Source organism: Actinomyces marseillensis (genome assembly GCF_900155605.1).
Lineage (GTDB): Bacteria > Actinomycetota > Actinomycetes > Actinomycetales > Actinomycetaceae > Pauljensenia > Pauljensenia marseillensis.
The window spans coordinates 641949-663436 of record NZ_LT707420.1 but is presented as its reverse complement, the minus strand read 5'-3'; the positions used below and the strand labels follow the sequence as shown (position 1 = coordinate 663436).

Below are 21488 nucleotides of genomic sequence, written 5' to 3'. Positions count from 1 at the left end.
CCTCAAAGCCTATCGCGTAAAGGGCCCTTCGCGGGTTACTCTTGAACTATGCGCCTTCATATTGCAGATCACCCGCTCATTGCCCACAAGCTCACCGTCCTGCGTGACCGCGACACTCACTCGGCGACTTTCCGCCAGTTGGTTGACGAATTGGTTACGCTTCTTGCCTACGAGGCCACGCGTCACGTGTCAACCACTGAGATCGCAATCAATACTCCCGTTGCGCCCACCGTTGGCAAGCGCATCAGCGAGCCTCGCCCCATCGTTGTCCCCGTTCTTCGCGCCGGACTGGGCATGCTCGAAGGCATGACTCGTCTTCTTCCCACCGCCGAGGTTGGCTTCTTGGGAATGAAGCGCGATGAAAAGACTCTCGAGGTCGAGACCTACGCGAACCGTCTTCCCGAGGATCTCGCGGGTCGCCAGTGCTTCGTTCTTGACCCGATGCTGGCCACCGGCCACACGATGGTCGCAGCAACGAAGTACCTCTTCGACCGTGGAGCCAAGGACGTCACCTGCGTCTGCCTGCTGGCTGCTCCCGAAGGCCTGAAGGTCCTCGAAGAGTTCGTCGGAGACCGCGCCGATGTCACCGTTGTCGTCGCATCCGTTGACGAGCGCCTCAACGAAAAGTCCTACATCGTCCCGGGTCTGGGCGACGCCGGCGACCGCCTCTACGGCATTGTCGACTGAGTCTAGCGACTGGTTTTAAACGCTCAAGGTGCCGCGCCCTTTTGGGCGCGGCACCTTTATGCGTGTGGGACATGTGTGGGGGCGCGGCCAAGCCGCGCCCCCACACATCAAAGTAGCGATCAGTTAATCGCGAGACCCCCTGATCAGAAGGCCGGAATCACCGAGCCATCCTTCCACGTGTCTTCGATGTACTTCTTCACCTGGTCGGAGTGCAGGAGCTCATCGAGCTTCTTCACGGCCTCGGCCTTATCGCCCGAAACACTGGTCTTCCACACGAGAACGTTCACCGAGGGGTTGTTCTCGGGGGACTCGACAGCCAGACCATCGCGAGAAGGCGCAAGGCCGCCTTCCTGTGCGAAGTTACCGTTGATGACCGAGTAGTCGGTCTCACCAAGGTTGCTCACCAGAACAGGACCGTCGATTTCCTTGAAATCGAAGTTCTTCAGCTTCTTGACTGTGTACACGTTGACATCACCGCTGGCGGGGATCTCAACAAAGCCGTTCGCAGCCAAGAGGCGCAGGGCGCGTTCCTGGTTGGTGACATCGGAGATCACGCCAATGATTCCGCCCTTTTCGGGAAGCTCATCCAGCGACTTGTGCTTGGAGGAGTAAATGGCCAGGGGCTCGAGGTGAATGCCCTTACCAGGAGTGAAATCGTAGTTGAACTGCTGCTCAGCCTTCTCCAAGTAGGGAACAGTCTGGTGGTAGGTTGCATCAACTTCACCCTGATCCAGCGCACGGTTGGGCAGATCGTAGTCGGTGAATTCCTTGATGTTGATGTTGATTCCCGCGTCCTTTGCCAGGTTGTCCTGGATGTACTTGAGGATCTTTGCGTGAGGCGAGGGGCTGGCTGCAACGGTGATGGTGGTTGCACCGTTCGAAGATGATGAAGAGCCCGCGGAGCCGCTGGAGCAGGCCGAGAGGACCAGTGCTGCTGCAACGCCAAGACCGGCAAGAGTACGAAGTGAACGAGAGTGACGCATGAGAGTAATTCCTTAGATTGTCTGTTTCCTACAAGCGGGGGGGACCTGAGTGGCCCGGGATAATCCCGCGAATTATTACCTAATTACCAAGCAGAGTTCGCGACCCGGCTGGTGGATGCTCAGCGGTGATCCACCAGCCGGCTGAGCATGTCGCCAATCATTTGAATTAACTGAACAATAATGATGATCGCAACGACCGAGCAGATCATTGTGTCTGTCTGGAAGCGGTGGTACCCGTAGTCGATCGCCATCTTTCCGAGGCCACCGGCACCAACGACGCCCGCCATTGCCGAGTAGCCCACCAAGGTGATCGCCAAAACCGTCACGGACTGGATAATGCCAGGCAAGGCCTCGCGAACCAGAATGCTCCACCGGATCCGACGGTTGGAAGCCCCCGCCATAAGCGCGGCCTCGACCTTACCGTTTTCGACGGAAAGCAGGTTGGTTTCCACCAGGCGGGCAAAGAAAGGAATCGCACCGATAACCAAGGGGAAGGTTGCCCCCTGCCAGGTAATCGCACTGCGCATGACAAGTCTGGTCACCGGAAGCAGCACGATGATGAGGATCAGGAAGGGGAAAGAGCGGCCAACATTGACGATTAAACCAACGATTTGATTGATCATCTTGTTAGGCGTCAGGCCCGTCTTCGATGTCTGGACAAGGAGCAGCCCGAGAGGTAGACCAACGAGGACGGTAAAGAGCGTGCCGAAGACGACCATGAGCAGGGTCTCCCCGATTGCCGGGAGGAACTGCTGGGTGAGCGCGGGGTTATCGCCCCACGTCGGGTCGCCTTTGCCCAGCGGAAGTAGCGTAAGGACTGTTGACAGAGCCGAAAGCTTCACAGCGAACGCACCTCCACATGTGCGCCCTGGGCGCGAAGTTGGTCAATGATCGAGAACCGCTGGGCGGCGGGAACCGCTAAAGCCAAGCGTCCAACCTGGACAGACCCCATTGATTCGAAAGTTCCTGCGGTCACGTCCGCTCCGACCTTCGCGGCAAGATTGAGCATATTCGAACCGGTTGGGACACCCGGATGCGAGGTGAAGATGACGTCCAGAAGAATATTTCCGTCTTCCGAGGCCTGGGCTGGGGTATCGCCTTCCGCCGAGTCGCTCTGTGCAGCGATTTCACGCTCAGTCAGCTCGCGGTTGAAGTCAGTGACATCGAGTTCGTCGACGCTGGGCGCGGGAACCAATTCCTTTGCCAGAGGTGAACCCGGGTCGGCTAGGACTTCTTCGATTGTTCCACTCTGGACAATTCCGCCATTTTTCAGGAGCGTCACGGAGTCACAGATCTCGCGAACAACCGACATCTCGTGAGTGATGATGACGATGGTGACGCCGGTTTCGTCACGAACCTGGCGCAGCAATGACAGGATCGCACGGGTTGATTCGGGGTCAAGTGCTGAGGTCGGCTCGTCACAGAGCAAAACTTGGGGGGTGTCTGAGAGCGCGCGTGCAATACCCACGCGCTGGCGCTGACCGCCGGAAAGCTCGGAGGGGTAGGCTCCGCCTCGATGTTCAAGGCCGACTAGGGCAAGAAGTTCACGAACGCGTTCTTTGCGTTCCTCACGGGTGAATTCTTTCTTCGCCGCGACCTTCAGCGGGAATTCAATGTTTTCTCCCGCAGTCTTGGCATCGAAAAGGTTCGCTGCTTGGAAGACCATGCCAATCTTGCGTCGTGCTTGGCGCAATTCGCGTCCGCGGAGCTGCGACAGATCAATGTCGTCAACGATGATCGACCCAGAGGTCGGTTTTTCCAGAGCGGTCAGACAGCGAATGAGTGTTGACTTACCAGCACCTGACTGGCCGACGATTCCGTGAATACTGCCTGCTTTAACGTGCAGATTCACGTGATCAAGGGCAACGACATCATCACTTCCCTTCACGGGATAGATCTTCGAGACGTCGATCAGATCAATCACTGGGTCCTCCTTCCATGCAGTCTTAGACTATGAGTCCCTGCCGGAGTGTCCAAATTTTTTGTTACACAACCTCACATAGCGAAACTGACAGCAATGAGGAAACCGGTAACGGCCAACACGCTTGCGCCCAGCCAGACCCCTAGAACAAGGCCTGCAACACTGCGGTATCGCCGCTCACGAATGAGGGTTACCGCATCAAGCACAGCGGTCGAAAAGGTTGTAAATCCGCCTAAAAACCCCGTTGATACCAGGAAGTACAGTGGCGAAACCGGAGCAAGCGAACCAGCAACCAGCCCCGCGCATAAACAGCCCAGCATATTGACAAGGCCGATCCCCCACTGGGGTGTTCGCTTTGCACGACACTTTTTGAGATAAAGATCCAGCTGCCAGCGAGAGAGCGCACCCAGGGAGCCGAAAACACACACGAGAAGAAAGAGCAGTGGGGTCATTTCTTTGCCCCCCGAGGGCAAGAGTCCTCATTTGACGTGGGCGAAGAGGCACTTGCAGTGCGTAGAACCTCAGGCATTTCAGATGCTTTCTGATTGTCACCTAATTGAGATGATCCGCCCGCACGTATTCCCAGCGAGTACCCCAAAGCAGCAATCCCAATACCGACTACAAGCAATACAAGGCTTGCAAGCATTCCCTCGATCAGCAGAGGCAAGGAGGACTCCACCGCAGCACTAAACGAAGAAGAGACAGCTCCGGAAAGGTCACTCCCAGCAGCGGGGACCGCTGTCATTGCCTGGACTGCATTATGGATACTTGCCATGACCATGGTGGCGTATGTGGTCAAAGCGCCGGCGAAGCCGCTCCCTGCGACAAGCATGACTTTTCTGCGCACAGCATCCTCGCGGAAGTATCCCTGTGCCCATGCAGTGACAAAACCAAGAAAGAAGGCCCCACAAAGATTTACGGCCACCGTGGACCAAGAAAAAACCGCAACTTTCCCGCTGCCCGTAGCAGCGAGATCCAATCCCGCACGAATTGCTGTGCCAAGGAAAGCTCCGAAAGCAACACACACCCACGAAGGAAGACTCGACACCCACGCCATATGCGTATGGGTCACGGCACTGCCTGGTACGCCTGTCCCCACGCGGTATGACGCATCTGTCCCCACGCAGCCTGACGCGTTCGTCCCGCACGCTGAAGTGCTTCCCTCTGCCGCGCCGCGTCCGCGATCTCTTCGTTCTTCCACGTCTTCAAGGTTAGTCTTGGGGTATGGCAACTGCGGCACCTTTTTCTTCCCATCCCAGCAATGGTGCGGAAAACTCCGCCTTTCCCACCCTCGCGAGCACGGCCTCGGCAATGGGAGAAACTGCGCTGCACGCAACTGGCGTGGGACGCTTCGCACCTTCCCCCAGCGGCGACCTGCACCTGGGGAACCTTCGCACGGCGCTGCTGGCGTGGATGTGGGCGCGCACGACCGGAAGGAAGTTCGTCCTGCGAATCGAGGACATCGATCGCGTGCGCTCGGGCTCCACACAACGCCAAATCGACGAGCTAACCGCACTGGGAATCGATTGGGATGGCGAGGTTCTGATCCAGTCCTCTCGCGCGCAGGTCCACGACGAGGCCGTCGCGCGCCTATTCCACGAGGGTTACGCTTTCGAGTGCTTCTGCTCGCGTAAGGACATTCGCGAGGCCTCCTCCGCCCCTCACGTTCCACCGGGACACTACCCCGGGACCTGCCTGCACCTGAGCGAGGCCGAAATCAGCCGAAAGCGTGAAGAATTTGCCACCGAGGGGCGCCGTCCCGCGTTGCGCTTGAAAGCTCCCGTCGCCGAGTGGACTGTCCATGATGAGTATTTCGGTGATTACACGGGCCCGGTTGACCATTTCGTTATTCAGCGCTCTGACGGCGCCCCTGCCTATAACTTGGCGGTTGTTGTCGATGACGCATTCCAAGGCGTCGATCAGGTCGTTCGCGGAGATGATCTCTTATCTCAGTCCCCCGGCCAAGCTGTACTTGCACGATTACTCGACTATCCGGAGGTCACCTACGTTCACGTTCCGCTGGTGTTGTCTGCCTCCGGGGCACGCCTAGCCAAGCGTGACGGCGCAGTTACCATCGAAGAACTGACAGAGCAAGGAGTGAGCATCGCCCAGATCATCGAGGTTCTAGCTCATTCGATGGGTGTTAAAGGGGTTCACTCGGCCTCGCAGCTTCTTGAATCGATGGACGTCGAGAGACTGCGAGCACTTCCACAAGAGCCATGGACACCCGACTTGGAGAGGCTCTTTCCCCGCAAATGACACACGAAGTCGACAAAAGACACAGGCCATAAGCTGTGTCATTTCGCGACTTCGTGTGGAGGGGGCGACAGCGGGCAGACACGGCAGCAGACAAACGTGTGCCAGGAGCAAAGCGGAGGGCACAAGCGGAACCGGGGCAGACAAACGTGCGCCGGGGGCGAAAGCCCACGCCTTCACCCCCGGCTACTCTGCCCTACTACGAGCAGCAGCTACCTCTCGCTACTTCAGAGATGAGCTTGCCGCTTCCTGCAAGGAGTTCAAGGTTTCTTCCACACCTGCGCCGTTGAGCCAGGTGGCCTCGATCTGTTCCTGAATTTGGTCGGCGATCTTCGGCCAGGCCTCGACGCGCGGTGCCATGCGGGCGTAGGTCGTCGCGGTCTTCAGGTACTGCGAGCGGTGCGGAGCGTTGAGGTACTCGCTGGAGTCCAGAGCCTTCTGGGTTGCAGGCATGTGACCCGTCGCGATTGCCCAGTCCCCGGTGTGCTCATTGAGGAACTTGGTGAACTCGAAGGCTGCACGGTACTTCTTAGCATCGGGCTTGGCCGAGACGGGAACGGTCCACACGTGGGAGTTTGCCCAGGTTGCCTTGTCCTTGAAGAGCATGAGCGCATCGCTGGTCTCGTACTTGAAGGGAGCTTCAGCGGTGAACTGGTTGACCGACCACACGCCGTTGTACATCACTGCAGACTCGCCACGCAGGAAGGCCTGCACGGAAGCATCGTAATCGTGGTTGACGGTCGTGTAGCCGTCCTTGACCAGGGTGTTGATGAACTCCAGGGAGGTCTTCGCCTCGGGCGAGTTCATGTTTGCCTTGGTACCGTCCGCGGAAATGATGTCCGAGCCCTGCTGCTGGACCAGGGTCATCCACAAGCGCTCGCCCATCGGGTCCTTCGACAGGGCGATATCGATGTAGTTCTTTCCGGTCTTTTCCTTCACGGCCTTTGCGTGCTCAAGGAGCTCATCGGGCGAAGTCGGAAGCTTGTAGGTGCCGTCCTCACCGACCAATCCGGCCTGGGAGAGGATATCCATGTTCAGGTGGCTGATGATGGCGTGGGTGTCGAAGGGAACGCCCCACTTCTTGTCCTTGTAGGTCACAGCGTCCAAAGCGGGCTTCGTCGAGCCGGACAGGTCGATACCCACTCCATCGGGCACCTCCATGAGCAGGCCCTTGGCCGCGTAGTCGGGCAGGTTGGAGCCGTGCATGATTGCCACGTCGGGGCGATCCGACGAGGCCAGAGCAGCGTTGAGCGAGTCGTAGTAGCTGTGCCACGAGGCGCCGCCCATACGCTCGACCTTGATGCCCCACTTGTTCTCAGCATTGAACTTGTTCGTGAGGATCGAGATGGCGGTGCATTCGCTATTGGCCTTGGACAGGTCGGTGACTCCCTCGGTCTTTTCCTGGCAGTCGCCGAAGAATCGAGCCATGGTGATGGTGGTCCCCTTGAGGTCCTCATCGCTCACGCCGGCAATTGCTGCACCGTCGACGGTCTTTGAGGAGGATGTGGAGGACACTCCGCATCCGGTGAGCACGAAGAGAGCGGTCGTTGCCAGCGCGCATGCGCTGAATCCCGCGTGACGTGCCAGTGCGCGTCCTTGTCGCATTGTCATGCCTTTCAATCTGTGTGGTGAATGGTGTGGTGAGTTTTCCTGTGTATGTAAGATCGCCATTTCCGAGGCCATCGTTGAGAACCCCGGGAAAGCCGATCAGGCGTGTGGCGCAGGTGGCGATAGCCTACTTATCGCCACTGGACAGTGAGATTCCTCTGATCAGATATTTCTGAAGCAGGAGGAAGACAATGAGCAGGGGTGCAGCACCGACGATTCCTCGGGCCATCAGCGAGCCCAATTCTGTCGATTGTGCGAAGGTTCCCTGCAAGGATGCGAGGCCCGTGGTGACCGTGAACATTTCGGGCTTTGTCGCCGAAACCAAGGGCCACAGGTAGTCGTTCCAGGTCTGAACGAAAGAGAAGGTTGCCAGGGCGATCAAAGCCGGTCGCGCCAGCGGAACCATGATGGAGAAGAAGACTCGAATCGGAGAAGCCCCATCAACTTGTGCCGCCTCTTCCATTTCGCTGGGTACCTGAGAGAAGAACTGCGTCATGATGAAAACGCCCAGGGGGAAGGCCACGCGGGGGAAAATCAGCGCAATGTAGGAATTCGCCAGCCCGGCCTCGGAAAACATCATGAACAAGGGGACGAACATTGCCTCTTTAGGAACCATCATTCCCGCCAAGGTCAGCCCGTAGACTACGGTGCGCCCGGGGAAGGGCAGTTTCGCGAAGGCGTATCCGGCGGCCGCGCAGATGAGGACGGTGATGATCGTGGCGGTGATCGAAACAATCATCGAGTTGAGGAACCAGCGCCCCGCGAGTCCAGTTCTAAAAACGTCCACGTAGTTCGACAAGGTCGGCTCGGTGGGGACAAGGATCTGCGAGTTGGTCTTCAGTGAGGAGTTAGAGCTCAGGGAGATGACCAGCGTCCACAGCAGCGGAATCAGCCACAGCAGAGCAAGTGCCATCATGACGACGTGGTAGCCGCAGGACTTGAATTTCTCTCGCATCTCAGCGGCTCCTTTGGCGTGAGATCAGGAATTGAATCAAAGAGATGAAGACCATCAGGACGAAGAGCACCAAGGACATTGCCGAGGCGTAGCCAAGCTGGGTATCCCTAAAGCCCGTCTGGTAGATGTAGCGCACGAGGACATCCGTTGTTCCACCGGGGCCGCCCGCGGTCATGATGTTGACCTGACCGAAGATTTGGAACGAGGCAATGATCTGCGTGACCAGAACCAAGACCGTTGCGTGGCGAAGGCCCGGAAGGGTGATGTTGACGAATTTTTGGAAGGAATTCGCGCCGTCCAAGCTTGCGGCCTCGTACAGTGTCGGATCGATGTCTTGAAGGCCCGCACCAAAGAGGATGAGGTTGAAGCCGACCGTCCACCATACGGTTGTTACAACGATTGCGGTCATTGCCCACTGCGGATCCGAAAGCCACGAGATGGTCCCCCATCCCATGTATTCGGTGAAGCGCGCGACGATGCCGCGCGAGGGATTGAGCATGTATCCCCAGATCAGTGTGGCAACCGAGACCGGTAGAACGTAGGGGACGAAGAGCGCCGCGCGGTAGAAGGAGCTTGCCCGTCCGCCTCGTTGAAGGAGGAGTGCGTAGATCAGGCCGAGGCCCGCGATGATCGGCGTCGAAACCAGGGTAAATATCGCGGTGTTCTTCATCGCGTTCCAAAAACGCGGGTCAGACCAGGAACCGCCATCACCGGGATGGATTCCCAAGATGATTGCCGCAGCGATCAAAGTGACGATCAAGAGGATTCGGCCCGAGTTCAGATCGCGTTCGCGCACCGCCTTGACGGCCACATACACTCCGCACACCAAGCAAAGCAGTCGGACCATCCACATCGAAGTGATGTCCCAAACCAGGCCGGTACCGCCAAGCATGTGGGTGTAATTTTCCAAACCGATCCATTCGCGGGTGCTGCCCAGCAGGTCCCAGTTGAAGAAGGACATGAGGACAGCCTGGATGACCGGGAAGAGGATGAAGATCCCATAGAAGATCAGGAAGGGGAGAGTGAAGGCGAAATTCACGGCCCATCTGCGAAGCACGCGCGGCTTAGGCATTGTGATCACCTTCGAAAGCCGTTGACACGACACTGCGCTCGTCGGTGCCTACCACCGCGCTGGCCTCGACAATCGTGCGAGGCCGAATCTGTCCGCTCTGCTGAGCGGAGCTGGTGACGAAACCACGAATCACATCCAGCGGGAGCTTCGGAGTGCGGTTTTCGTCAGCGAGGCCGTTTGTTTCTTGGCGAGTGTCGGTTAGTTGCGTGTAGCAGAAGCCCGCGAGGATCGGGGAGGCTTCAAGGGCCTCGAAAAGACCACTCACGCGTTCTTCGTAGGCCTGAGCGTTGGGGACAACCGCGTAGCCCCATGCGTCTTCCGCGTCTAGCGGCAATGAGATTCCGCCGAACTCCGTGACCATGACGGGGCGGTCATCACTCCATGGCTGGCCCAGAAGGATCTTGCGTCCCTGTGGGCCGACTCCGTTGACCAGCTCTGCAACCGATTCACGGTCGGCGTAGTTGACGCGGAGCTGCTCGCCGTAGACCCCGTAGTCGTGAGTTGTGACGATCGGGGTTTCCAGCTGTTCCCAGCCATCGTTGGCGATGACTGGGCGAGTTCCGTCGAGTGCCTCGGTGAGCGCGACGACCGAGCGAACGAACGCTTGCTGGCGCGGCGAGGTGACGATGAGGTCTACTCCCCAACTTTCGTTGAAGGGCACCCACACGATGACGCTGGGGTGGTTACGGTCGCGCAGAACGAGGTCGTGCCATTCCTGCGTGGTGACGCTGACAGCTCGGTCGCTGAAAGCGTAGGCCGAGGCGGATTCTCCCCACACCATCATTCCCATGCGGTCGGCCCATGTCAGGGTTCGCCGATCGGCACTGCGTTCGTGGATTCGCACGAAGTTGAAGCCCATATCTCGGGCAAGTTCCAGGTCTGCTTTCAGCGCCTCGGCGCTGGGCGCGGTGAAGTATGAGTTCGGCCAGTAGCCCTGGTCGAGGATGCCGCGCAAGTAGGTGGGCTGGTGGTTGATCTCGAGGTAGCGGTGTGAGAGGTGTACGTCGCGGATTCCCACGTAGGAGACGACCTCGTCTTCACCCACGCAGATGCGCGCGTTGATGAGGTTGGGGTGGGCGGGCGACCACAGCAGCCGGCCCCATTCCTGACGGTTTGCCAATGCGGGGATTTGTGCGACGAGGCGGAGCTGGCCTGAGTGCGCACGGACCATTGTTGCCGCCAAGGTGGCGCCCGCGAGGTCAAGGGTGAGGCTTGCCTCGACGGCCTCGTGAGTGCCCGTGCTGAGGGGGAGGCCAGCGCAATCCACATCGCAGGTCACTTGGGCTTCTTCGATGTCCCATGACCAGGTCAGCGAGCGAACGTAGTTTGCGGGCACTACTTCCATCCACACATCGCGCCAAATTCCGACGACGGAGTGGTACCAGATACCGTGGGGATGTTCTTGCCAGTCTTGCTTGCCGCGAGGCTGATCGACCGCGTCAAGGCGATCGTGCGCTCTCACAACGATTTCGAAGCCTGCGTCGAGGTAGTCACTGGGATCAATCTCAACGCTGAAGGGGGTGTAGCCACCTTCATGATGGACGAGGTGAAGTCCGTTGACCCACACGTCGCTTGCGAAATCGACGGCCTCGAAGTGAATGAGGAGGTGGGGGCGGTGGCCGGCGTCTGCTAGGCCGGCGTCTTTGATTTCTTCAGGCGTGACGCGTCTGCGATACCAGACAACATCGGAGTGCTCTCCACTCCACTGACTGCTGGGGCTTCCGGGAGGGAAAGGAACACAGATTGTGTGCGAGAAGTGAGCACCGGGGAGGTGCCATCCCAAGGTGAGGCCTTCATCGGTAGGATCCGTTGCGAATTCCCATTGGCCGCCTAGGTTCAACCATGATTCACGGCAAAGATCGGGGCGAGGATAGTGCGCGTCGCTCCATGCTTCAAAAGTGTCTACGTTGACCTTCATGGAATTATCATGCAGGATTTTCCAAAAAATTGCAACGTAGCAAATTATCGCAATCTCTTCAGCGGATTCCCTGATTTTTCAGTAGACTAGAGCCCATAGCCCCTGATAATTCCACATCTCGCCGCGATTTTATCGGAGACGGACATGAAAGCTTCACGGCCTAATATGCGCGATGTTGCGCAACTCGCCGGCGTCTCACAGCGCACCGTTTCAAACGTAGTAAATAATTTCCCCCATATTTCCCCCGCTACTCGGAAGGCAGTTGAGGACGCAATCCGTCAACTGGGTTACCGGCCAAACATTGCTGCGCAGCGCCTTCGACAGGGACAGACCCACACCTTGGCACTGGCAATTCCCAACCTCGCATGGCCCTACTTCGGGGAACTCGCGCACCTCATCCAAGAAGAGGCGCGGCGCAGTGGATATTCGATCATGGTTGTCGAGACTGCTGGTTCGCGCGAACATGAAGTCTCGGTCCTGCGTGATTTCCGAACCAATCTCATCGATGGACTGATCCTCTCCCCCATCGAGCTCGACCTTGACGGCCTCAACCAGCTCGAGTTGGACGCACCGCTGGTGCTGCTCGGTGAAAGGATCCAAGACGCGGGTATCCCCCACTTTTCAATGGATAACGTCTCCGCGGCCTCGGAAATGGTCCATCATCTCTACGATCAGGGAGCGCGCAGTTTCCTGGTTCTGGGATCGACGCACACGCAGGCTACCTCCAGTGCGGGCGCACTTCGCCAACGCGGGATCGAGAAGGCGCTGGCCGAGCTCGGCTTGGACTCGTGGGCATGGCGCAGCGTCGAAGTTTCCCCGTGGACCGCAGGTGGAGCGCAGGAAGCACTCTCGCAGTGGCTGGAGTCCAACAACCTCCCCGATGCGATCTTCACGATGAACGACCTCCTTGGGATTGGTGCACTGCGCGCGCTTGCCGAGGCGAATGTGCGCGTACCCGAGGACGTGCTGGTCTCCACGTGGGACGATACGGTTCTTTCACGCTTCTCAACGCCAACGTTGACCACGATCACGCCCGATACTCATGCAATTGCTCGCGAGGCCGTCCAGGGGCTAATTGCGCTTATTGAGGGGCGCGGGGGTTCGGGTGGAAAGCAAGCGCGCGAAGCGGATGGGAAGCTGAGCGGTGAGGAAGGCGCCGCCTCGCCAGGGGAAGAAGCTCAGGGCGTGGCAGATGTGACGGTCTCACACACACTGACAATCCGCCGCTCGACCGTCCGTGCCTAAGCTCCCTCATTCCTGTTTTAGCTCGCACACCTACGGCCTCAGAACAGCAATAGGACAGGAACAAGTGAGCTAAAGCAGGAATGTGGGCAGGAATAGAGGGGGCGGGAAGAACGACAGGCGGCCGACGCACACATACACGTGTGGGCAGACCCGAAGGCCTGCCCACACGAGAAAACTGCGAAAGAACACTCAGAGGTTCAGCTGGATCTTTCGACCAGGAACGGCCTCGATCAGCTCGCGAGTGTAATCCTGAACCGGGTTGTCGAAGAGAGCATCGGTCGTATTCGCTTCAACCAAGCGTCCCTTTTCCATGACCACAACATCATCAGCGATCTGGCGAACAACAGCCAGGTCGTGAGTGATGAAGAGGTAGGACAATCCCAGCTGAGCCTGCAAATCGTTCAGCAGGTGCAGAATCTGGTTCTGAACCAGCACGTCCAGAGCAGACACGGCCTCGTCCAGGACGATCACTTCGGGGTTCAGTGCAAGCGCACGCGCAACGGCAACGCGCTGACGCTGACCACCGGAAAGCTCATTCGGGTAACGACGCATGGCGCTTCGCGGCAGGGCGACCAAGTCGAGCAGCTCGGCGACGCGCTCTGCACGCAGCTTCTTCTCGGCTTCGCCGTGACCTTCAAGAGCGGCGACGGCCCACGGTTCAGGATCGCGACCGGTCGCCTTCGCGCGCTCAACTTCCTGCTGAGCGTAGGCCTTCGTGCCGTAGCTGTGGATGCGCAGCGGCTCTTCGATGATTCGGTAGATCGAATACATCGGGTCGAGCGAACCGTAGGGGTTCTGGAACACTGCCTGAAGGCGACGACGCAACGCGAAAAGCTGCGCCTCGCTGTACTCCGAGGTGTCCTCACCGTCGAAGAAGATCTTGCCCGAGGTCGGCTCCAGCAGGTGGAGGATCATGTTCGCGGCAGTTGACTTACCCGAACCGGACTCACCCACAACCGCCAGAGTCTTTCCACGGCGCAGCGTGAAGGAGACATCGTCGACCGCAAGAAGCTTCGAGGCCTCACCCTTCGCACCGCGGATGTGGAACTCCTTGGTGAGGTGCTCGACGCGAATCATTTCCTCGCTCGAGGCATTCTTCGCCGAGCCGGTGAGTTCTTCTTCCGTGTGCGTGATGCCGCGCGCGTGAGCGGACTCAATACGTGCCGAGGCCAAGGACGGGGCCGCGGACACCAGGCGCTTCGTGTAGGGGTGCTGCGGGTGCTGGAGAATCTCCAGAGCAGGACCGGATTCCACGATGCGACCGCGGTGCATAACGACGAGCTGTTCGGCGCGCTCAGCAGCCAGACCCAAGTCGTGGGTAATGAAGAGCACTGCCGTGCCCATTTCCTTGGTAAGAGTCTCGAGGTGATCGAGAATGCGACGCTGAACGGTCACGTCCAGTGCCGAGGTAGGCTCGTCAGCAATGAGCAGCTTGGGACGAGAAGCAAGACCGATTGCGATCAGCACGCGCTGACGCATACCACCCGAGAACTCGTGCGGGTACTGCTTTGCGCGGCGCTCGCCGTCGGGAAGGCCCGCCTGTTCGAGCAGCTCGGTGACGCGCTCCCCTGCTTCGGAGCGGGGAACAATATTGTTCGCCAGCAGGGCTTCCTTCACCTGCGTGCCCACGCGAAGAACGGGGTTCAGGTTACTCATCGGGTCCTGGGGAACCAAGCCAATGCCAGATCCACGAAGTTCGATCCATTCCTTGGAGCTCATCTTGGTGAGCTCCTTACCGTCGAACTCGATGGAGCCGCCGGTGACCTTACCGGTACCCGGAAGCAGGCCGATAACTGCAGCGGCGGTGGTCGATTTACCCGAACCGGACTCGCCGACGATTGCGACGGTCTGACCGGGGTAAATGGTCAGGTTAGCTCCGCGAACGGCGGGAACGACACCGGTCGAGGTCGTGAAGGTGACCTCCAGGTCGGTGATCTTCAGCAAGGGGTTGGCGTCGTCCGGGTGGACTTCGACCTTCTCAGCGCCTTCGAGGATGACCTCGGTGACAGTCTCTTCGAATTGTTCTTCGTTCACTTCTTCGCCTTCGGGTCAAGGGCTTCGCGAACGGCGTCACCCATCGTGATGAAGCTGAGCACGGTCAAGGCCAGTGCCATAGCGGGGTAGAAGAGAACCATCGGTGCCTGCCTCAGGTTATCCTTCGCCTGCGAGATGTCAGCACCCCAAGACACCACCGTCGGGGGAAGACCAATACCCATGAAGGACAGCGAGGCCTCGGCGACGATGAAGGAACCCAGAGCAACCGTCGCGTAGACGATAATCGGTGCCATGGAGTTCGGGATGATGTGGGAGAGCAGGATCCGCCAACGCGATGCACCGGTTGCCTTCGCGGCCGTCACGAATTCTTCGTTCTTGGCGCTCATGACCGAACCGCGCGTGATACGTGCGATCTGAGTCCAGCCGAACATCGACAAGACCAAGATGACCATCCAGATGTTGCGGTGCTGCTTGAACATCTGCATGAAGACAATTGCAGCGAGCAGCAGGGGAACTGCGAAGAAGATGTCAGTGACACGTGAGATCACGGCGTCGATCCAGCCGCCGAGGAAGCCGGCGATGGAGCCAAGAGTTGCACCAATCAAGACAACGCAGATCGTCGTCAGAACGCCGACGGAGACCGAGGCGCGTGCACCGTAGATGACGCGAGCGTAGATATCGCAGCCCTGGAAGGTGTAGCCGAAGGGGTGTCCGGCCTCGGGCTTGCCCAGAGAGTGCGAGAGTTCGCAGTAGTCGGGCTTAACGCTCGTGAAAAGCTGTGGGAACGCAGAGATCAAAACGGCAATAACGATAATGACCGCAGCGATCCAGAACAGGGGACGCTTGCGCAGATTCTTCCACGCTTCACCCCACATTGAGGCGGGCGCGGACTCATCGGCGACGGCGTCAACTGCGCCCAGACCGGTCTCATCGATATCCGAGACGTAGTGCTCCTGACCGGCGCGAGTACGCGAAATAGCTTGCGAAGGGATGAAATCACTCATAGCGAATCCTCGGATCAAGAACGGCGTACAGCAGGTCAACAAGGAGGTTTGCGGTGATGTAAACCATGACCAGGACTGTCGTAAAGGAGACAACGGTAGCGGGCTCACCGCGGACGATGGACTGCCACAAGGTACCGCCAACACCGTTGATGTTGAAGATACCTTCGGTGATGATTGCGCCACCCATGAGGCCACCCAAGTCGCCACCGAGGAAGGTTGCGACGGGGATCAGCGAGTTACGCAGAATGTGGCGCGTCATCACGGTGCCTTCTTTCAGGCCCTTGGCGCGAGCGGTACGCACGTAATCGGCAGAGACGTTTTCGGACACCGATTGGCGCGTGAGTCGGATGACGTATGCGAGAGAGGTTGCGCCTAGCACAATTGCAGGCATCGTCAATGACTTCAATGAAACAGTACTTGCCGTTGGCGGGAAGATACCCCACTTGATACCAAGGAAGAACTGCATGAGGAAGCCGATGACGAAGGTCGGCACAGAAATGACGACCAGCGAGAGAACCAGGACCGTCGAGTCGAAGATACCGCCGCGACGCACACCCGCAATAACACCGAAGAGAATGCCGAGAATAGCTTCAATCAACAGAGCGTAAATGGCCAAGCGGATGGTGATCGGGAATGCGGTTGCCAGTACCTCGGTCACCGGTCGACCGGAGAAGGTCTTTCCGAAGTCAAGGGTGAAGATGCCCTTGAGGTAGAGCAGGTACTGCAGCCAGAAAGGCTTATCGAGGTTGTATTCTTCGCGGATTCGAGCTGCCGCAGCCTCGGTCAAGCCCTTATCGCCACCGAGGGCCGCGACGGGATCACCTGGCATCAGGTAGACCATCGCAAAGATCAGGAACGTTGCTCCAAAGAAGACCGGGATGGTCTGCAGGAGACGTCGTCCGATGTATCGCAGCATGGACAGGTCCTTTTAATACATGCGTTTACGAATGGTTTTCGCAAACTCGTCGGGGTTCATCAAGATGAACGGGATTTCGCATGGGTCGTACACTCTGCAAGCCTGGGGCCGAAAGCAGGTACACGACGCTACTCATGCGCACTACTGATCATAGTAATGCAAAGAAGTGGTAAATGGTCAATCGTGTGTCTTTAATTACGCGCACACAGTTGCGTTTCGCGATTAGTCATGAACAACTGTGGGGTGGAAGCCTAATGACCTCCACCCCACAGTTTTTCCGCCTATGTTCAGCGGGGAAGAACTATGTTCAGTTCTTGGTAATCGCGAAGTAGTTCACGGTCGAGTTCCAGGTGAACTGAACGTTGCTCACCTTGGTGGACCATGCACCGTTGGTGTTCGAGTACCAGGTCGGGATAACCGGCATATCCTCGAAGAGCAGCTCTTCTGCCTTGTACTGGAGCTCAAGAGCCTCGGTGCCCGAAGCGGACAGAGAGTCGCTCAGGTACTTATCGAACTCAGCGTTCTTCCAACCGGCGTAGTTGGAGGAAGCATTCGAGGAGTAGGTCGGGAACAGGAAGTTGTAGAGCGAGGGGTAGTCGCCCTGCCAGCCCTGACGGAAGCCGCCCTTAGTGGTGCCGGCCTTCATGTCGCCCAAGAGGGACTTGAAGTCTGCGTAGGCGTCGCCTTCAGCCTCAATACCCAGGGTGTTCTTGATGGAGTTGCAGGTTGCGTCAACCCACTGCTGGTGTCCACCATCGGAGTTGTAAGCGATCTGCAGCTTGCCGCTCCACGGGGAGATGGCGTTGGCCTGTGCCCACAGTTCCTTAGCCTTCTCAGGGTTGTAGGTCAGAACCTCGGAACCCTTCAGGCCTTCCTTGTATCCATCGATTGCGGGAGAGGTGAAGTCCTTAGCAGCGGTACGGGTACCTGCGAAGACGGTCTTGATGATCGAATCACGGTCGATCGACATCGAGATGGCCTTGCGACGCAGCTTGCCTTCTTCACCGGAGAAGTGCTCCAGGCGACTGGGGATGGTGACGTACTGAATGACGGCCGCAGGCTGGTTGGCGGTACGTCCGGACAGTTCCTGCTGGTAGCTGGAGAAGACCGAGTTCGGGACAGCATCGAGCACGTCGAGGTCGTTGGAGCTCAGGTCAGCGTAAGCAGCATCAAGGGACTGGTAGAAGACGATGCGCAGGCCACCATTCTTCGCGGTACGAGGACCGGAGTAGTTGGGGTTCACGGCCAGATCGATCTGCTTGGAGTGCTGCCAAGCATTCTCACCGTTAGGCATGTAGGGGCCGTTACCCACGGGGTGCTCGCCACCGTTCTTGGGGTCTGCCAGAGTCGAGTCGGGAAGCGGAGAGTAGGCGGTGTAGCCCAGGCGCTTCATGAAGTCCGACTCGGGACCCTTCAGCTTGACAACGAAGGTGTAGTCATCGAGGATCTCGAGGCCGCCTTCCATGTCGCCAGAGCCGTCATCGTCGGTGCCGATAACGTCAGCGAAGAAGCCTGCGGAACCGAGGTTCTGCTTCGTGGCCATCTTCCATGCCTCGACGAAGTTCTTTGCCAGAACGGGGGTGCCGTCGGAGAACTTACCATCGGCACGGAGCTTAATGGTCCACTCGGTGTTGTCAGAGTTAGGGGTGATGGACTCTGCAGCGTCCAGCTGGGTCGAGCCGTCAGCCGCGTAGTATGCGGGGGACGAGAAGATGCTGGAGACGATGCGGCCGCCACCGGTCTCGTTGGTGTTCGCCGGGATCAGCGGGTTCTGGGGCTCAGAACCGTTAACGGTGACAATGTTGTCCGAAGACCCACCAGGCGACCCACCATTGGAGCCGGTGCTGCCAGAAGAGCAGGCGGTCAGTGTCAGACCAAGGACGGCGGGCACTGCCAGCCAAGACCTCTTGAGGTTCATAAGGATTCCTCCTATTAGGAATGCTGTTCATCAGAAGTGCTGATGACGGAGAGCATAGCCGACTTTCTTCCCAAAAACTTCACGTGTCCATGATTTAAACATTACATTTCGATTACGATTGTCAAGATTTGGTAAAGAAGATTCTTTGAGAATAGTGCTCATTATGTCAACCTATGCCACATATCACAGGGGTATCAATTTTGCTTCCTCGTCAACCATTGATACCCGTTCCGATCAGGCTTATTGCCTAGTCAACAGCCCGCTAAATGGCGCGAAAATTTAGCTTTCCGCACGAACTAACCCCTGCCGTAATGAACTGAAACAGACTACTCTAAACAGTGCAGGACTCGCCGCCTCGAGGACTGCAGCCGGATATTTGGTCTTGCTTCAGCGGTCCAAATATCCGGTTAGACGTTACGGGGTTGGCGGTTGCGGCTGCTCAGTCGCAACCGCCCGCCTTAACGCATCTCCATCTTCGCCGCACCAACGGGGGATACCCGCCGGCACATCATCCAAAGCGCCTGAGGAAATCGCTTCAAAAGTACCGTGCGCCATCAATTGCTCGATCTGCGAGAGCGAACGAATAGCAATTCCCGCAACATTGTGCGGAAATTCCCGCGCGAATTCGGCATAAATCTCAGGATCATGCTGCCCGTCATCACCGACCAAGATCCATTGAATATGCGGAAAAGTCTGGCGTAAACGACGAAGTTCGCGCCTCTTGTGTTCCATCCCAGAACGGAACCACCCAGTATTCGAGGGTCCAAAATCCGTCATGAGCAAAGCACCCATCGGATAGTCAGCACGTCGCAAAAACTCACGCAAACCGGGAACCAAGTTCCACGGCCCCGTCGACAGGTACATGACTGGAAGCTCACGAGGCCGCGCTCCCCCACGTCCACCGGTGTCCTTTCCCCCGGCGACGATCGGCATCCCCCGGCGTGAAAGTTTGCGTAAGAAACGGGCCATCCCAGGCACGGCCTCGCGCTGAGAAACTCGCTCCATCAGCGCATGCTTTGCAGCTGTGAGAAGTCGCGGAATCATCGAGACAATGATGGTGTCATCGATATCGGAAACCACACCAAACTCTTCATCATTGCCAATCACGCGCAAAGAGACATCAACCGCTTTTGCTGCGCGCACTCGCCCCAAAACACGATCATCGTCAGCACTGTGAACGCGGAACAACTCGCCGCCCGCGCTGAGCTCACCGTGGCCAAGCTGAGACAAATGGAAAAGCTTCTCGCCCTCTTGCAAACCAAGTTTTGCGACATCACAGGCGTTCAAGGGCTGAATCGAAGCAGTATGCCATCCCGGCGCCAAACCGTGTCCCTCAAGGTCAATATCGATGTATCCGCCGCGGTCACTGAAAGCAAGAGTTTGCGCCTGACCAAAAGTCACGACAACAGGTTGACCGGGGACCTGTGCATCGAAAAACTGACGCCAGCCGCGACGCTGGCTGAGCCATGAACGCTCACCACCGCGGTCCTCCATAATGACTCGAGCCATGACACGAGCCGTTTTCTCAGAGGCATAACCGCCAAAACCCACGATCCCAGGGTAGAAACCCGCCCACCCCAGCAGGCCTGCGAGGCCTCGGGAAGTTGCCTCGTCAAGGGAAGCAGCGACGGAAAGCGCGAGGGATGGGGTCTCGTTATCGATCATCTCAATCCTCATCCAAAACTTCGCGCTGTCGGGCGGCCTCTTCCTGTGCAGACTTTTCCAAAGACCTCTTCAATGTCGGCAGGCCAACAACCATACCCAGAACCATAAGCCAAGCAAAAATCGCAATCATCACGTAGGCACCGGTGGAACCATAGCGGTCAACTGCCGGTCCAGAGGCGGAAGAACCAAGGGAAACACCCAGGTTGATCGCTGTGCTCAGCCATGCCAAGCCCTCGGTTTGACGATGGCGAGGAACCGACTTCGTGACCATCATGTTGACGTTCGTCATGGTAGGCGCGCAGGCAATGCCACTGATCAACATGATGATCCCCAGCGAGACCAAGGAGTTCGCCAGCAGATATGCAGTCATTCCAATGGCAAGGGCTACGACGCCCACGGCGAAGAGCTTCCACAGGGGGTAGCGCCAGCTTCGCGCGCCATAGAGCAGGGCAGAAATTAAGGAACCGACGGAGAACATGGCCAGCAACACGCCTGAAAGCGCCGGAACCCCGAGCTCCTTCGTAAAAGCAACAACGGCGATATCGTTTGCTCCGAATTGCGCGCCCATTCCCGCGTACGTCAGCATGAGGACGATCATTGCGGGGAGTAGAAGCAAGGAACGCTGAGGGGTCGAGGCCGCGGGACCAGCAGGTGTTTGCTTACCTCCGCCTACAGCACCGGACGCGTCCGCCGCCTCGTCACCGTGGGCGGGCGAACGATGGGACACGGGAACCGGCTCGGAAGAGCGCTGTCCCAAGAAAAGCGCAGCCCCGAGGATAAGGAAGACGATGGAAACGGCAACGCCCGTTGTTGGGTGAAGAGCAGTACCCAAAACCGTTGCAACCACGGGGCCAACGATGTAGACAAACTCGTCAACTGCGGCCTCCAATGCGAAGGCACTATTGAGCTGGGCAACGGTGTCAGTCGCGCGAATCCAACGTGCACGAAGCAGGGCACCCGGGGAACCCCACGTGGCTCCCGCGATACCTGCCGATACGAAGAGGATCCATGTGGAGGCGACTTCTAGGGTTGCAAACAAGAGCACCGTGGTCGCGATAGCTGAAACCGCAAAAACTGGTCCCATGACTTTGAGCTGTCCATAGCGATCGACCAGTCGCGCCCACATCGGTGCAGTCACCGCCAAAGTGATGATATTGATCGCCGAGACCACGCCCGCGAGGGTGTAGTTTCCATATGCCGCCTGGATCGACAAAATAATCGAGATCGGCATGATGGACATGGGTAGACGCAAAATGAACCCAGCAGCCGAAAAACGCCAAGCACGGTTCAGACGAAGAATTTCCCCATAAGTCGACAGCACTGTGTCAGTTTATGCGCTTCCACG

General features: G+C 58.1%; 19 protein-coding genes. 3 read left to right on the top strand and 16 right to left on the bottom strand.

What is annotated here, in order from left to right; genetic code table 11:
- Window positions 1–48: 48 nt before the first annotated feature.
- Window positions 49–687, top strand: a complete 639-nt coding sequence (upp, locus tag BQ8011_RS02810; RefSeq protein WP_072457247.1) for a uracil phosphoribosyltransferase — start codon at window positions 49–51, stop codon at window positions 685–687.
- Between the two features lie 143 nt (window positions 688–830).
- Here the strand turns inward: upp and BQ8011_RS02805 are convergent, their stop codons facing one another.
- The 6 genes from BQ8011_RS02805 to BQ8011_RS08995 form a co-directional block, all read right to left on the bottom strand.
- Entirely contained in the window at window positions 831–1670 is an 840-nt protein-coding gene (locus tag BQ8011_RS02805) for a MetQ/NlpA family ABC transporter substrate-binding protein (protein ID WP_034500794.1), read from the bottom strand.
- 119 nt (window positions 1671–1789) lie between these two features.
- Window positions 1790–2512, bottom strand: coding sequence for a methionine ABC transporter permease (locus BQ8011_RS02800; RefSeq protein ID WP_034500795.1), 723 nt, complete (start codon window positions 2510–2512; stop codon window positions 1790–1792).
- Window positions 2509–3594 carry a methionine ABC transporter ATP-binding protein gene (locus BQ8011_RS02795; RefSeq protein WP_072457245.1) on the bottom strand — a complete coding sequence of 362 codons (1086 nt, stop codon included), beginning with the start codon at window positions 3592–3594 and terminating at the stop codon, window positions 2509–2511. The genes BQ8011_RS02800 and BQ8011_RS02795 overlap by 4 nt, the downstream gene beginning before the upstream one ends.
- A 71-nt stretch (window positions 3595–3665) precedes the next feature.
- Window positions 3666–4043, bottom strand: a complete 378-nt coding sequence (locus BQ8011_RS02790) for a fluoride efflux transporter FluC (protein ID WP_034500801.1) — start codon at window positions 4041–4043, stop codon at window positions 3666–3668.
- Window positions 4040–4663: a fluoride efflux transporter FluC gene (locus BQ8011_RS02785; RefSeq protein ID WP_231945351.1), complete on the bottom strand. Its 624-nt coding sequence runs from the start codon at window positions 4661–4663 to the stop codon at window positions 4040–4042. Before BQ8011_RS02785 ends, BQ8011_RS02790 begins: the two co-directional genes overlap by 4 nt.
- Window positions 4660–4800: a hypothetical protein gene (locus BQ8011_RS08995; RefSeq protein WP_157885003.1), complete on the bottom strand. Its 141-nt coding sequence runs from the start codon at window positions 4798–4800 to the stop codon at window positions 4660–4662. Before BQ8011_RS08995 ends, BQ8011_RS02785 begins: the two co-directional genes overlap by 4 nt.
- A gap of 102 nt (window positions 4801–4902) precedes the next feature.
- Between BQ8011_RS08995 and gluQRS the strand changes: the two genes are divergently transcribed.
- Window positions 4903–5850: a tRNA glutamyl-Q(34) synthetase GluQRS gene (gluQRS, locus tag BQ8011_RS02780; RefSeq protein WP_072457847.1), complete on the top strand. Its 948-nt coding sequence runs from the start codon at window positions 4903–4905 to the stop codon at window positions 5848–5850.
- Window positions 5851–6069: 219 nt separating this feature from the next.
- Here the strand turns inward: gluQRS and BQ8011_RS02775 are convergent, their stop codons facing one another.
- From BQ8011_RS02775 to BQ8011_RS02760, 4 genes are all read right to left on the bottom strand, one after another.
- A complete protein-coding gene (locus BQ8011_RS02775; protein ID WP_231945350.1) occupies window positions 6070–7458 on the bottom strand; it encodes an extracellular solute-binding protein in 1389 nt (462 codons plus the stop codon).
- A 124-nt stretch (window positions 7459–7582) separates the two neighbouring features.
- Window positions 7583–8410: a carbohydrate ABC transporter permease gene (locus tag BQ8011_RS02770; protein ID WP_072457243.1), complete on the bottom strand. Its 828-nt coding sequence runs from the start codon at window positions 8408–8410 to the stop codon at window positions 7583–7585.
- A 1-nt stretch (window position 8411) separates the two neighbouring features.
- A complete protein-coding gene (locus BQ8011_RS02765; protein WP_072457241.1) occupies window positions 8412–9482 on the bottom strand; it encodes a carbohydrate ABC transporter permease in 1071 nt (356 codons plus the stop codon).
- Window positions 9475–11400, bottom strand: coding sequence for a glycoside hydrolase family 2 protein (locus BQ8011_RS02760; protein WP_072457239.1), 1926 nt, complete (start codon window positions 11398–11400; stop codon window positions 9475–9477). Before BQ8011_RS02760 ends, BQ8011_RS02765 begins: the two co-directional genes overlap by 8 nt.
- Window positions 11401–11544: 144 nt before the next feature.
- On the opposite strand from BQ8011_RS02760, the gene BQ8011_RS02755 reads away from it, so the two are divergent.
- Complete coding sequence (locus BQ8011_RS02755; RefSeq protein ID WP_231945349.1) at window positions 11545–12645, top strand: LacI family DNA-binding transcriptional regulator; 1101 nt, start codon at window positions 11545–11547, stop codon at window positions 12643–12645.
- Between the two features lie 189 nt (window positions 12646–12834).
- On the opposite strand, the gene BQ8011_RS02750 is transcribed toward BQ8011_RS02755, so the two are convergent.
- From BQ8011_RS02750 to BQ8011_RS02725, 6 genes are all read right to left on the bottom strand, one after another.
- Window positions 12835–14640 (bottom strand): dipeptide ABC transporter ATP-binding protein, encoded by a 1806-nt coding sequence (locus tag BQ8011_RS02750; RefSeq protein ID WP_231945390.1) that lies wholly within the window; start codon window positions 14638–14640, stop codon window positions 12835–12837.
- 35 nt (window positions 14641–14675) lie between these two features.
- On the bottom strand, window positions 14676–15644 hold the full coding sequence (locus BQ8011_RS02745) for an ABC transporter permease (protein ID WP_072457233.1): 969 nt from the start codon (window positions 15642–15644) through the stop codon (window positions 14676–14678).
- Window positions 15637–16560 (bottom strand): ABC transporter permease, encoded by a 924-nt coding sequence (locus BQ8011_RS02740; RefSeq protein WP_072457231.1) that lies wholly within the window; start codon window positions 16558–16560, stop codon window positions 15637–15639. The genes BQ8011_RS02745 and BQ8011_RS02740 overlap by 8 nt, the downstream gene beginning before the upstream one ends.
- Window positions 16561–16867: 307 nt before the next feature.
- The gene (locus tag BQ8011_RS02735) at window positions 16868–18478 is read right to left on the bottom strand and encodes a peptide ABC transporter substrate-binding protein (RefSeq protein ID WP_072457229.1); all 1611 of its coding nucleotides are present in this window, start codon (window positions 18476–18478) and stop codon (window positions 16868–16870) included.
- Window positions 18479–18892: 414 nt separating this feature from the next.
- Window positions 18893–20155 (bottom strand): App1 family protein, encoded by a 1263-nt coding sequence (locus BQ8011_RS02730; protein WP_173656066.1) that lies wholly within the window; start codon window positions 20153–20155, stop codon window positions 18893–18895.
- A complete protein-coding gene (locus BQ8011_RS02725; RefSeq protein WP_072457225.1) occupies window positions 20145–21464 on the bottom strand; it encodes an MFS transporter in 1320 nt (439 codons plus the stop codon). Before BQ8011_RS02725 ends, BQ8011_RS02730 begins: the two co-directional genes overlap by 11 nt.
- Window positions 21465–21488 lie beyond the last annotated feature (24 nt).

Coding starts and splice junctions, on each gene's coding strand:
- upp (WP_072457247.1), top strand. CDS start 49: ATGCGCCTTCATATTGCAGATCACCCGCTCATTGCCCACAAGCTCACC.
- BQ8011_RS02805 (WP_034500794.1), bottom strand. CDS start 1,670: ATGCGTCACTCTCGTTCACTTCGTACTCTTGCCGGTCTTGGCGTTGCA.
- BQ8011_RS02790 (WP_034500801.1), bottom strand. CDS start 4,043: ATGACCCCACTGCTCTTTCTTCTCGTGTGTGTTTTCGGCTCCCTGGGT.
- gluQRS (WP_072457847.1), top strand. CDS start 4,903: ATGGGAGAAACTGCGCTGCACGCAACTGGCGTGGGACGCTTCGCACCT.
- BQ8011_RS02775 (WP_231945350.1), bottom strand. CDS start 7,458: ATGACAATGCGACAAGGACGCGCACTGGCACGTCACGCGGGATTCAGC.
- BQ8011_RS02770 (WP_072457243.1), bottom strand. CDS start 8,410: ATGCGAGAGAAATTCAAGTCCTGCGGCTACCACGTCGTCATGATGGCA.
- BQ8011_RS02765 (WP_072457241.1), bottom strand. CDS start 9,482: ATGCCTAAGCCGCGCGTGCTTCGCAGATGGGCCGTGAATTTCGCCTTC.
- BQ8011_RS02760 (WP_072457239.1), bottom strand. CDS start 11,400: ATGAAGGTCAACGTAGACACTTTTGAAGCATGGAGCGACGCGCACTAT.
- BQ8011_RS02755 (WP_231945349.1), top strand. CDS start 11,545: ATGAAAGCTTCACGGCCTAATATGCGCGATGTTGCGCAACTCGCCGGC.
- BQ8011_RS02745 (WP_072457233.1), bottom strand. CDS start 15,644: ATGAGTGATTTCATCCCTTCGCAAGCTATTTCGCGTACTCGCGCCGGT.
- BQ8011_RS02740 (WP_072457231.1), bottom strand. CDS start 16,560: ATGCTGCGATACATCGGACGACGTCTCCTGCAGACCATCCCGGTCTTC.
- BQ8011_RS02735 (WP_072457229.1), bottom strand. CDS start 18,478: ATGAACCTCAAGAGGTCTTGGCTGGCAGTGCCCGCCGTCCTTGGTCTG.
- BQ8011_RS02730 (WP_173656066.1), bottom strand. CDS start 20,155: ATGAGGATTGAGATGATCGATAACGAGACCCCATCCCTCGCGCTTTCC.